Raw genomic sequence first — 13,292 nt, 5'->3', positions numbered from 1 at the left:
TGTATCGCTCCTTCTATTTCCTTTTGTTTATATTTCTATTTTACCATATTTCATCTAAACTTGGATGAAAAAAATACTTTTGACACCTTAATCAAATTTTAAAGTATCAATATACTCTTTTTGCAGCGCAAGTCCCAATCTTCCTGTACCTACACAATATCTCCATCTACTGGTGAATTTTTTACCATTAGAATTTATTGGTATCTTTATTTTTACCATGTTAAGCCCCCCGAAATTATGTTAGATAATTTAATAATTTATTTCATCCACAGTATGCTGGTTACAAGCCTAGGATAGAGACGGCTTCCTCTAGGTGAACCTGTGTCGCTATTAACCTGGTCTGTAGCACAATCTTCACTGCAAGACACCTGTTGCCACATTGCGTGTACTCTATCCCACTCAATCTCTTTATCTCCAAAGTCTATATTAAGCACATCTTTTATGACATATTGACACAAGAATATCTTACTGTTCCATGTATTCTTGCTTGTTGAGGAAAGCTTCCAGCCACCAGATACTTCATCTATGCATATACCCGGTTTCATAATCGTCATAACATGCTTCTTCAATACCTTTATAAGCTCACCAAAAACTCCTACCTCGCTTACAAAGTCAGTATATCCTACAACATACGGATAAACCAACGCCTCAACAGCCGGTATTATCCTAGATGTATTTCCATTTTCAAATACCGCAGGGATATACTGATTTTCTGTATCAAACTTGCCAACAATTGTATTTGCAGCCTCTTTCGCCTTTTCTAGCGCTTTTTTCGCCTTTTCTTCCAATCCATTTTCTTTAAATAGTCCATGTAGTACTACATACGCTGCCCACGTCTTTACGCCAAGGTATAAATTATTTCTCGCCTGACCAAGGCTTTCATCAAGGCTGTCATAAGTAGTTATCTCTGAGCCATTTTGGCATCTTGAACTGTCCACATCCATTATCCCGTCGTTATTCTTATCCCTTGCAATGATGGAATCAAAGCATTCAGAAAAAACATCCATGTTCTTATTAAGCCATTCTTTGTCGTTCATTTTTATGGCATAAACAGAACCTGTCAGCACCCAGTTTAAAAGCTCCTCATGAGTCATATAACTGAAGCATCCTGTAAGGTTAGGAAGTTCATAAGAAGAATACCCTTTTTTAGAAAAACCATTTGCAACACCCATATCATGTGTAAATGCAAGACCTGCTTGATCCTTGTAGCTGTAATTTTCCACGTACAAGTCCAGTGTATTTGTAATAGTCCACGGGTGAAATCTCATTTCCCAGAAGACATGATCAACCGTCAAATCAAATGTGTTTATCATTATATATTCGCCTTCATTTACAACCCATAAAGGCGTACCATCGGTTCTTTTAAGAAGCTCAGTGCTGGCATAATAGCTGTGAGCAGCATGAGCTAGCAAAAACTGCCTGTATTCATTGAGTCCGCTTTTCCTAAGCTCTTCATCCCTTTCTCTAGCCAAATTTATATAATAATCAACATTGTCAAGACCAAACGCAAGGACATCCTCTAGCGACTTAAACACAGAAGTATAGTAAAACTCAGTATCAATTCCTGTCGTTATAATTCCACTTTGATAAGTTGCTAATGCAATAGTAAATGTTCTCTTGGCACCTGCAGGAACTTTAAATATCAAAGAAGGTGCTCTACCAAGACCGTGGTTTTGATAATTGCCATTGGCCCATGACGTCAAAATATCAAGTCTTGACAGTTCTCTTACATCATCGCTTTTTTTGATGGCAAAACCGTATTTTCTTTCAAAGGCACCACCTAAGTACTTTCCGTCTGTTAGCTCAGATAATATCCTTTTAGGCCCTTCAAAGCCAAATATCATCTCAGCGTCCTTATCACTGTCAGTGTTGTCCATCGTCAACTGCACAAATATAACAGGAGCCAGTGCGAGTTTTTTCTCATTTTCATCCATCACTACAGGATTTTTGACGTATCCAAATGGAGTAAGTATCGAAAATCTAAAGTTTCCAGCAATCCATGTGTCTGATGCCCATCCCATTTCCCTTTCTATTTCATCTTCTTTAAAAATCTTTATGTTTTTTTCTCCACTATTGTTAGAAACTTCTCCTGTAAACTCTTCCTCAGCATTTTTTGTATCATCTTTAACAAATGGAAGTAGGTTTATCACTCCATCTCTTTTGTATCCAATATAGACATTGTTCTCAGGCGGCCGCACATCATTTAGTACAACGCCACCGCCTTTGCCGCATTTTCCAATCACAAAACTTGAAAAAGCTCCAAATGCGCTGTGATGCGCATAAAAAGATTTACTTATCATGTGAAACACCTCTTCTTAAGATTATAAATTTCATTCTACCTTTATTGCATTTGTTTGAGCCTCTAATGCTAGCTCTATAGCTTTAAATATATGCTCTTGGGTCATTGCATTTTCTGTCCTGTTTATTGAGTCCAGTATTAATTCACCAAAGAAGGGAAATCCGACTTTCCCCTTTACATCCATATGATATTCGCCATCTTTATTTGCCAGGTACACGTGGTCTGTCGTATTTTCTCTGGCAACATCGATGTACTTTCTAAGTTCTATATATCCATCTGTTCCTAATATAAATAGCCTTCCGTCTCCCCATGTGCCAAGGCCATCTGGAGTAAACCAGTCAAGCCTAAAATAGCCTGTGGCTCCATTATCGCCAATTAGCGTCACATCGCCAAAGTCCTCAAAAGTAGGATACTGTTTATGATTGTAATTTGCTACTTTTGCCGATTGGACCCTAGCATCTTTTGCACCTGTATAATACAAAAACTGTTCTATTTGATGGCTTCCTATATCGCAAAGTATTCCTCCAAATTTGTCTTTTTCGTAGAACCAGTCAGGCCTGCCCTTTCCTTCTCTATGTGGCCCCATGCCAATGACTTGTATTACTCTGCCTATTGCCCCTTTTTCTACTAATTGTCCTGCATAGACAGATGCTTCATTGTGAAGCCTTTCACCATAGTAGACTGCATATTTTCTCTTCGTCTTTTTCACTTTGTCTTTAGCCTGCTCCAGTTGCTCTCTGGTTGTCATAGGCGGCTTGTCTGCAAAGTAATCTTTGCCAGCATCCATGGCTTTTAAGCCTATAGCGCACCTTTCTGATGGTATTGCTGCACTTGCTACCAATTTAACTGAGTTATCCATCAGTATCTCATCTTCGTCTCTGGCCTTTTTTGCAGTAGGAAATGCTTTTATGAATCTTTCAACTTTCTCTGGGTCCTTGTCATATACCCATTTTACTTCAGCACCAGCTTCTATTAGTCCTTTTGTCATTCCATATATGTGCCCATGATCTAGTCCAATTGCTGCAAATTCAAAATCTCCTTCACTGCAGACTTTTTTAGCCCTGCTTTCAGGCATATAGTACATGCCGTTTTCTTTGCTCATTTGGTATTCCTCCCTATTTTTACTTAATATCTCTTCCAAATGTTATACGTTCGTCATTGAAATTTTCTACAAACGTTTTTTTCTCATAAAAATGAGGTACACTTGACATTATGCCATCTACTGTATAGAATGGATCATCTTTATTAAGTGGAAGCTTTACAACTTCCCTTGTTGTTGCTGCTTTGTAGATAGCCGTTATAAGCTCTAAGGCATTCCTTCCGTCGCTACCTTTTACCAAGATTTCATGTTCTGATTCTAATGCCTTTAATACATCATCTATTTGTGGAGTATGACCGCTGTACTTCGTTTCTTCCAAGCTGTCATAATAATCTTGTATCTTCTTTTCTAATTCTTCATCTCTGCCTGATGGAAAACCATTGCTTGATGCTGTAGATGCATATACTTTCCACGGTACAGATATCCTCGCCTTTTTCCCTTGAAGTATTATCTGCTGCTCCTCGCCGTGGTGCACAACTGAACTGGTTATTTGAGTTAACGCACCACTTTTATACTTAAGTATCGCTATCGATATGTCTTCAACTTCGGCGTTGTCATGTGCTACATTGTTCATGACAGCCTGTACTTCTTCAGGCATTCCTAAAAGCCATATAAGCATGTCTATATGGTGTATTGCGTGATTTAATGTGCATCCTCCACCTTCTTTTTCCCATGTACCTCTCCACCACAGATCATAGTACGAATGACCTCTCCACCAAAATGAGTCTACTTGTGCATGTACTATATCACCTGCTAGGCCAGACTCGACGATCTTTTTTAATTTCATGAATTGAGTCCTGAAGCGGTTCTGCGCTATTACCGACAAGAGTTTTTTGTTTTTCCTTGACGCCTCTATCATTCTGTCGCACTCTTCTAATGATGCTGCCATTGGCTTTTCTACGATTACATTCTTTCCGGCATTTAAACTTTCCACTGCAATGTCTGCATGTGTGTAAGGCGGCGTGCATATGTCCACAATATCGACATCTTCTCTTTTTAATATCTCTCTGTAATCGCTGTACACAGTGGCATCATTTAAACCGAACCGCCTTTTCTTTTCTTCTGCCTTATCCTTGTAGATGTCTGATATTGCTACGATTTTGCACCTATCTTTAAACTCTAAAAAGCCCTGTATGTGAGCAGAAGAAATATTGCCTGCGCCAATAATGGCTATATTAATCATAATAAACTTCCTCCAATCAATCAACTAACTTTATAATCCAAATTTTTAGATTTTTACCGTATTTCTATCTCAAGCTTTGCCTAAGACGGTTATTCATAAATTTTCCTTCCATGTTCATCTTTTATGCCTGTCTTTCTGTAAAAATAGGTATTTACAACATCTCTCCACTCTTTAGCATCAACAACCTGTATGTCTAATCTTTCTAACACAGCTTTAAATATCTCATCGTCTATTTTTCCTTTTAGTTTCGTCCAAGATTCCCTTAATTTTTCTGCCCTTTCCACTCCTTCAAAATGGGTGTCGTAAATATGCTGAATCACAGTTTTCCCTGATTTCAATTTGTGATCGTAAGGCACATGATGGAAGAAAAGCAAAAGCTCATCAGGACACGTATCGATATTTTCGTACATTTTCGCAACAGGCTCTTTGTACTGCGCCGTATAACCTGTCCCCGTTGCGACAGTGCGGTCAACGCCTATCCCCTTAAAATCGGCGTAGTGGTACGTTCCCCAATGGGAATATTCATAGCCATCAACATTAGGGCCATAATGATGGCCTGGGTTTACCATCCATCCTATCCCTAGAGGACTTGTATACTCCTCATATATTTCCCTGGATTCCAAAAGCATCGGTACAACCGTCTCCAAAACCTCTTTATCACACCCAAATGTAAGTTTAATCCATTCCTCTGCTATCTCTCTTGACGAAAGGTCTGGATTCCATGCAAGCCTTCCGAAACCGAAGAGATTTGATTGTGCAAGAGGATGTCCTGTCCATGACTTACTATCGCCTATGTTTGCTACAGCGACAATTCCGCCGTATTTTGCTCCAAATAGGCTGCCATTTACCACTTTCTTTACAAACGAGCCTTCACCTTTCGCAAATGTATCAAAGTCTAAAGCTTCCTTCCAAAGGGGCACAAGGTAGCATAAATGCTTCTGCTGTCCTGTGTACTCTTGAGTGATCTGAAACTCCATAAAAACATTTGTCTTCTCCATTGCACCAAACAATGGTGTAATAGGTTCCCTTATCTGAAAATCCATCGGGCCATTTTTTATTTGCAAGACGACATTATCCATGAATTTTCCATCTAACGGCTTGAAATTGTCATAAGCTGCTTTTGCTCTATCTGTAGAACGGTCTCTCCAGTCTACCATGCAGTTATATACAAATGTCCTCCAGATGACAATACCGCCATATGGCTTTAATGCTTCAGCCAGCATATTTGCACCATCTGCATGATTGCGTCCGTATGTGAATGGTCCAGGTCTAAACTCTGAATCTGCTTTCACTAAAAATCCTCCGAAGTCAGGAATGTAGCTGTATATTTTTGATGCTACATCTTTCCACCAATTCTTAACTTCATCGTCAAGCGGGTCTGCAGTAGAAAGACCACCTATCTCAACAGGTGATGCAAAATTTATGCTTAGATATGTCTTTATACCGTAATCTCTAAAGACATCTGCAATCCTTTTTACATCAGGCAAAAATTCATCTGTAATAAGCTTAGTTTCTTGCTGATGGACGTTGACATTATTTATTACAACGCCATTTATTGCAATAGAAGCAAGTAGCCTTGCATAATCTTTTATCCTCGAAAGATCTTGGACCATGCGATTATCTTTAAAGAAGATAGATTTTCCCGCATATCCTCTTTCAATATTACCATCCATATTGTCCCAATGATTTAATATCCTAAAAGCATTTTGAGGATTATCAATGCACAATGCATCTTCCAAAGCTCTACCACCAAATATAGACCTTATTAGGTGAAAAGCACCATATAGCACGCCTTTTCCACTTCCGCCTATTATTGCCATTATTTTTCGATTATTTTTTTCTAATGTCTTTAAGGCAAAGCCTTCATTTTCAAGCTCATTATTCAAATCAATATCAAATCCTTCTGCCTTAAAATCATCTAGAGTGCCTATAAAAATGCAATTGGACTCCGGCATGTTGCCGATAATTTCTATATCAACATCTTTAATATCCGATAAAGCTTTTTTTAGCTCATTGGCCGCATTGCTAATAACTCTATCATTGCTTTTAACTACAATATAATTAAAATAATCCTTATATCCATCAAGTACTTTTTCATCGCAAAGCTTATACCTAAGCCAGCAGTCGTACATGCTGTTAACTAATTCCCTATTATTCAACGTCATGATCTTATCACTCTCCATAAAATGTAATGATTATTAAAAATCAACTATGCTGTAAAAGGCACTTTTGGGTCTACCATCGGCATCAAAAAGAAGCGGCCAATCTTTTCTATCTTTAACCGGAAAATTGTCTTTCCATGTGTGTTTATCGCTTATACCCCAAAAAGTAACACCACTAATTACATCTTTATAATACCTGAATATCTCAAATAATTTTTTATAAACTTTTGATTGTTTTTCAATCATTTCATCTGTTGGCTTCAAAATACTTCTTGTCTTATCATCAAATGAAAACATCGAAACATCAAGTTCTGTTATCTGAATCTTTACTCCTAAAGAAGCATACAATTCTATGGCAGCTTTCAGATTGTCAAAAAGGTCTCTGTCATGTATATCCCAATGGCCCTGTATCCCAATCCCGTCAATTGGAACTCCTCTATCAATCATTGATTTTAATAGCTTATGCGATTTATGTAGTTTTTCAGGCTTCTCATTGTTATAATCGTTGTAAAAAAGAACCGCATTTTGTGATGCTTGTCTTGCAATCTTAAAAGACAATTCCAAATATTCTTCGCCGATTATCTTATACCACTGGGAGTCCCTATATAAAAAGTCGCTCTTATCCTCCACAGCCTCATTTACGACGTCCCATGCGTAAATCTTGTCATTGTACCTGCTGCACAATGTATTGATATGCGTTTTAAGCCTTTCAACTAAAATTTCCTTTGAAACTGCTTCACATGATTCATCTTTAAAAAGCCATTCAGGAACTTGATTGTGCCACACAAATGTATGTCCCCTCACCATCATTCTATTTCCTGCAGCAAAATTGACAATTTTATCCCCATCATCAAACGCATATTCATCTTCTTCTGGGTGTATGATTGCAAATTTAAGCGAGTTTTCAGGCGTTATGCTGTTAAAATGTTTTAAAAGAATTTCCCTCTGTCCTTCATCTTCCAAATCACTTACCGCTACAGCAGCTCCTATGGGAAAATAATCCTTATACACTTCTTTTAAACTTATATTATCACACAACTGACACATAATTTACCCCCTAACATTTTTCCCTTTGAAAAGCTTATATCCGTTTTAAAGTATTTGTATTTTGCAATACCATACTATTATTTATTAAACGTAAATACCTGAAGTTGCACATCGATTAATGAATCAAACTTTTTTCTAACACCATAAATAATTCTTATCTCTATTACATACCTTATCACATTTTTTACGGTTCAAAGCGGAACCAACCAAAATCAAAATTACAGCCTGGTAAGAATATGAAGGTCACTTTTTGTTTTCCTGTTATTCTTTCCAATTCAAATACTCGCTCTTCATATTCGTCGGACTTAGTAAATTCGATAATTTGATTACTTTCGCTCTCAGAATTAGCAAATCGGACATGAATTGTATTTTTATCAATATGCGACCTGCCATAAACTACAATTTTTGTGGCTCCCTCACTTGTAAAATCCATATCTTCAAATACTAGGGAAACATTATTTCCTATCCCTTCGACATAGTTACCTTTTACTGTAAAAGTATCCCCATAGATGTGGTCACTTTCTGCAGCCATATTTTTCTCAAAGGCTCTGTTCTTTTTTTCAAAAGAAAATCCTTTGATGTGTACCTTCTGATGAAGAACAAAACAAATTGAAGTAACACCGCGTAGTCTTCTTGGCAAGCGATAGGTCTCTTCTTGATACACATTCCACTTGGGTTCTTTTTGATAAACTACGTCAGTCAACAATTCGCTTCCCGCTTCATCAGGCATTCCTTCCCAAATTTGCAGAGAATATTTTTCATTTGTTAAAGCAAAAATAGGGATGGTTATAGTATCAGAGCCATATGGTCCAAAATTAATATTGCGAAAACCTACTTGAGTTTCACCATCTCTAGCTGTAGCTATTCCTTTTTCGTTTCCGTTAGTAACCTCACCTTTACTATAATCATAGAGTCCTGCAGATATAAATCCATAAGGATCTTTATAGACCGTTCCAAGACCAACTGCCTTAAATTCCAGTTCTGATATGATTTTCGGCTTATCAGTACCATTCTTACTAGTACAGCGAACTCGAAATTCTCCATCACCTAAAGCTATTATCTTCGCCTCATGGCCAAATGATTCTACTTTGGCAATATTAGATGTGATCCCACCATCACTCACAATGTTCCACTCTACATCATGATAAGAAGTATTTTCAGGATATAATTTTGCTTTTACAAGAATCTCCCTCTTTGATTCATTAAACTCTTGTCCTGAAGTACTGATAATTTCAATTTTGCGAAGAGGTATTTCATCATTGCTTCCCATAACACATGGCAAATCTTCATTCTTCATATGTGCAGAAATCCCCTCTAAAATTTCTCCCTTTACGGGAAGAGACTCAAATTCCACAATTTGACTTTCTAAACCTTTAGAGGTTACTTCCATATGAATCTTTCCAGGTTCTAATGTTGCCCCTATGATCGCCATTAACTTGCCACTAAATAATCTTCTGCTCAGTCCTTTATATTGGTCATAATCTGTGCTATCACCATTATCAAGACCAATCAAACGACCTGCTCCCGTAACATTGACATGTACTCTGTTATTTGCATTCTCTACTATATTTCCATCTTCATCTTCAACGGTTATTTCTACAAAAATTAAATCCGTACCATTCGCAATAAGACTTTCTTTATCTGCATGCAAACGAATCTTCCTTGCATCCTTAAAGGATTTTTTTACATCTGTTGCAACAATTTTTCCTGTTTCATCATAGGCTATAGCTTTTAATTCACCTTCTTCATAAGGTATCTTCCACCAGCCAACAAGTTGTGTTCCATGCTCATAGTCAATTTCATGAGTTCCTACTGTGATACCATTTAATTGTAATTCAATTTTAGGTGCATTTGAGCATACTCGGACATCAATTAATTGGCCTTTATTAAAATCCCAATAAGGAAAAATATGAACCATTGGCTTTGTCTTGTAATCTGTCCATACTGCTTGATAAATATAATACGAATCTTTCTTAAACGTAGCAGTATCAATCTGCCCAAAGTATGAATTCTTAGTATGATATGGTGTAGGTTCACCTATATAGTCAAATCCTGTCCATATAAATTGTCCGAGAGAAAAAGGTGTATCTCTGTCTGCCAGGATACATGCCTCTGCTGACTTTGCTCCCCAACTGGTTGAACTATTTCCAAGAGCCGAACATTGTTCATCGTCATCTGTAAGAATAGATTTTTCAAATGGAAAATGATAAATGCCCCTGCTTTGTACAACTGAACTTGTTTCACTACCATAGATAATCCAGTCAGGATGTTCTTTGTGATGTTTTTGATAATATTTTTCTCCATAATTGTATCCAACTACCTTAACAATGTCAGCACACTTTTGAGCATTCTCCCAAGGCATATAATTGGATGCAATAGTAATTTTTGCATTCTCTTTTGGATCATATTTTCTTACATAATCCACGAGCATTTTAGTTATTTCTTGCCCTCCCTCATCTGCATGAGTATCATAGATCTCATTTCCAATACTCCACATTAGAAGACTCGGATGATTCCTATCTCTCATCACCCAGCTTTTTACATCATTATGAACCCATTCTTTAAAAAATCTTGCATAATCAAAAGGAGTTTTTGATCTCTCCCACATATCAAAAGCCTCTGATAGTACAAAAAACCCCATCTCATCTGCTAAATCCATAAACTCTGGTGCAGGCATATTATGAGCCGTTCGTATAGCATTAACACCCATATCTTTCAATATCTCAAATCTTCTTTTTAAAGCAATTTTATTAAAAGCAGCTCCTAAGGCTCCCAAGTCATGATGTTCACAAACTCCATGTAGTTTCATCTTTTTGCCATTTAGAAGCAAACCCTGCTGAGGGTCAAGTACAATCTTTCGAAAACCGATATTCTGAGATATAGATTCTATTTTTTCTATGCTTTCTCTTGAATCTTTATCTGCTTTGATCAAATATAATTCAGTTATAAGTTTATAAAGATTAGGCTCTTCAGGACTCCAAAGATTCGGGTTTTTTACAAAAATAGTTTGCTCATTATGTGTAACAGAGTTACTTGCTTTAACAACGCTCTTTGAAGTAGCAACGATTTGATCCTTATACATAATAGTATGGACAATTTGTGCATCTCCATAAATATTCAATTCTGTGTCTACTTCTACGAGCCACCCATCAACTTGTTGTTTTGGCGTTACATAAATTCCATTTGTCACAATATGATTTTTATCCCTTATTTTTAACCATACATTGCGATATATGCCTGCACCAGAATACCACCTGCTGTTGGGGCTTCGATACACTACCTTCACAAGAATTTCATTTTCCCCATCTGCCAATGCATCTGTAATATCATGTTCAAAAGAAGAATAACCGTATTTCCATTCTCCTACAAGCTGTCCATTTACATATACGGAAGAGTCCATATAAACTCCATCAAAACATAAGATAATCTGCTTTCCTTCTTTAGCACATGTAAATTTCTTGCGATACCAGCCTATACTGTTTTCATAGAGATTTAATGTATTGTATATAAGCCAATCATGTGGTATATCAACTGATTTAAATTTTAAAGTGTCCAAATTTGTAACTTCAAGGTTACTTTTCGCAAATTCCCATCCATCATTAAAAAGTATTTTCTTATTCATACTAAGATACACTCACTTTCAAAAACTCGTAACCATAACTATTAATATTAATTATCAAACTAACATTTTTCCCTTTGAAGGCATAAGCCCTCAAAGGGAAAAATTATCTCAATACATTTTTATTTTATCTTATCCTTTGTACTTTTATATACGTCATTAGTTAGTTTTGTCAATTGGTCAGAACCTTTTGATTTGCATTGTTGTACATAACTATCCCAATCTTTATCTATTGAGGCAACACCAGTTATAAATTTTAATGTCATCTGACTAACATAATCCATCAAAGGTTGGCTTAACATATTGGCTTGTTCTCTTTGACTTTCATTAAATAAAACTGGCGGTGCAGGTGGCAAATATTTAAATGTATTATTTACTTCATTAGTGTAGTTTTTAACTTCTTCAGTCATTATAGATTCCGCAAGATCTTTTGGTCCGCCATATAATAGACAGAATACACCACCGGAGAATCCATAATCTTTCTGCAAGTTCTTTGTGCCACTTGGATTTAAGTTCATGTAGTTTACATCAGGCATAAGCTGGAACTTGCCATTGACTTTCTGATAAGTCACACCTTCAACGCCCCACTTTGTAAGTGTCTGACCTGCTTCACTGTACCACAGCCAGTCAACAAACTTTAAAAGCTGTGGGAAATTCGGATCCTCTTTCGCTTTAGCAGATATCATTATACCGTTTTCAAGACGGCTATCCGGCATAACTGCTCCTTTAGGCCCTGCTAGCGGCAATATTCTTGTTACCTTATAGTTGCCTTTGCCCAATGTTTGATCCATTTGAGTCTTCATTCTTTCAATTTCCTGCGTATTTGTCATAATTACAAACGATTTACCCGTTACAAATTTTTGTACTGCCTGATCGTCAGACTGTGTAAAACTTGCAGGATCAAGAAGTCCTTCTTTAACAAGTTTATTAAAATATGTTAACATATTTTTGTAGTCATCTGTAGCAGGATAAAACCCAAATTCATCTTTATCTCTATAATAGTACATACCAGTTCCAGCTCCCCATCCTCCAGCAACACCAAATGTAGGAGCTGCAACATTTAACAATGCATTACCTTGCCATCTATCTGAAAAAGGTGTTATATTTGGATATATCTCCTTTAATTTTTTCAATGCTGATTCCAATTCATCCCACGATTTTGGAACAGGTATATTATTTTTATCAAAAATGTCTTGTCTAATTGCTAACGCATAATCTGGAACATTAATTTCATGCAAACCTGGTAATACATAGAATTTACCATCAGCTTGTTTCAATGAATTTATTAAATCTTGAAGGCCCCACTCTTTAACTTCTCTTGAAAAGTTAGGCATCTGATCTATATAATCGCTTATTGGAAGTATAGCACCAGATGAAACAAATGGTACTTCCTGTCCAGGATATGTCTTAGTTATTATCTCTGGCGCTTGGCCCGAACTTATTAAAAGGCTTCTCTTTTGTGTATAATCACTCATAGGCACTATTGTAAGTTTCAACGTAACATTTGTAGCATCTTTTATAGCTTTCCACAAAAGCCAATCTTCTTTATACGGATAATTTGGGTGATCACTGTACAGCATAGTGAACTCTAATGGCTTATCTGATTTAAAATGTAAGTTTTGTGGATCTTTGCTATTTGTTGCCGTTTGTTCTTGTTTGCTTGTATTGCTACTGCTGGATGATGAATTTTTATTGCCACACCCTGCCAGTAAAACACCTACTGCCAACACAACAACTAATAAGAATGACAGCAATCTTTTTACATTTTTACTCATATAAAAATCCTCCTCTTATTAAATCAAATGATTAAAAGTGACATAAACTTTAAGTCTTTTATATCTTTGCTACCACCTCCTTAAAAGTGCACATAAGCCTTCACCTTC

Annotated in this window: 8 protein-coding genes; all 8 read right to left on the bottom strand. The window is 36.7% G+C overall.

The window, feature by feature from the left end; genetic code table 11:
* Positions 1–87: 87 nt before the first annotated feature.
* The 8 genes from J2Z80_RS11850 to J2Z80_RS11815 all read right to left on the bottom strand — a co-directional run bounded on the left by J2Z80_RS11850 (position 88) and on the right by J2Z80_RS11815 (position 13,184).
* Positions 88–219 carry a GH39 family glycosyl hydrolase gene (locus tag J2Z80_RS11850; protein WP_245301303.1) on the bottom strand — a complete coding sequence of 44 codons (132 nt, stop codon included), beginning with the start codon at positions 217–219 and terminating at the stop codon, positions 88–90.
* A gap of 38 nt (positions 220–257) precedes the next feature.
* A complete protein-coding gene (locus J2Z80_RS11845; RefSeq protein ID WP_209454574.1) occupies positions 258–2,300 on the bottom strand; it encodes a glycoside hydrolase family 52 protein in 2,043 nt (680 codons plus the stop codon).
* A gap of 30 nt (positions 2,301–2,330) precedes the next feature.
* Complete coding sequence (locus tag J2Z80_RS11840; RefSeq protein ID WP_096232012.1) at positions 2,331–3,401, bottom strand: Gfo/Idh/MocA family protein; 1,071 nt, start codon at positions 3,399–3,401, stop codon at positions 2,331–2,333.
* 19 nt (positions 3,402–3,420) lie between these two features.
* The gene (locus J2Z80_RS11835; RefSeq protein ID WP_209454573.1) at positions 3,421–4,581 is read right to left on the bottom strand and encodes a Gfo/Idh/MocA family protein; all 1,161 of its coding nucleotides are present in this window, start codon (positions 4,579–4,581) and stop codon (positions 3,421–3,423) included.
* 89 nt (positions 4,582–4,670) lie between these two features.
* On the bottom strand, positions 4,671–6,764 hold the full coding sequence (locus tag J2Z80_RS11830; protein WP_209454572.1) for an alpha-glucuronidase family glycosyl hydrolase: 2,094 nt from the start codon (positions 6,762–6,764) through the stop codon (positions 4,671–4,673).
* 15 nt (positions 6,765–6,779) lie between these two features.
* Positions 6,780–7,790: an endo-1,4-beta-xylanase gene (locus J2Z80_RS11825; protein ID WP_209454571.1), complete on the bottom strand. Its 1,011-nt coding sequence runs from the start codon at positions 7,788–7,790 to the stop codon at positions 6,780–6,782.
* A gap of 184 nt (positions 7,791–7,974) precedes the next feature.
* Positions 7,975–11,412 carry a glycoside hydrolase family 2 TIM barrel-domain containing protein gene (locus tag J2Z80_RS11820; protein WP_209454570.1) on the bottom strand — a complete coding sequence of 1,146 codons (3,438 nt, stop codon included), beginning with the start codon at positions 11,410–11,412 and terminating at the stop codon, positions 7,975–7,977.
* Positions 11,413–11,531: 119 nt separating this feature from the next.
* Positions 11,532–13,184, bottom strand: a complete 1,653-nt coding sequence (locus J2Z80_RS11815) for an ABC transporter substrate-binding protein (protein WP_209454569.1) — start codon at positions 13,182–13,184, stop codon at positions 11,532–11,534.
* Between the last annotated feature and the right edge of the window lie 108 nt (positions 13,185–13,292).

This window comes from Thermoanaerobacterium butyriciformans (assembly GCF_017874545.1).
Taxonomy (GTDB): domain Bacteria; phylum Bacillota; class Thermoanaerobacteria; order Thermoanaerobacterales; family Thermoanaerobacteraceae; genus Thermoanaerobacterium; species Thermoanaerobacterium butyriciformans.
Note: the sequence above shows the minus strand (reverse complement) of the source record. Positions and strands in the feature narration are given on the sequence as shown.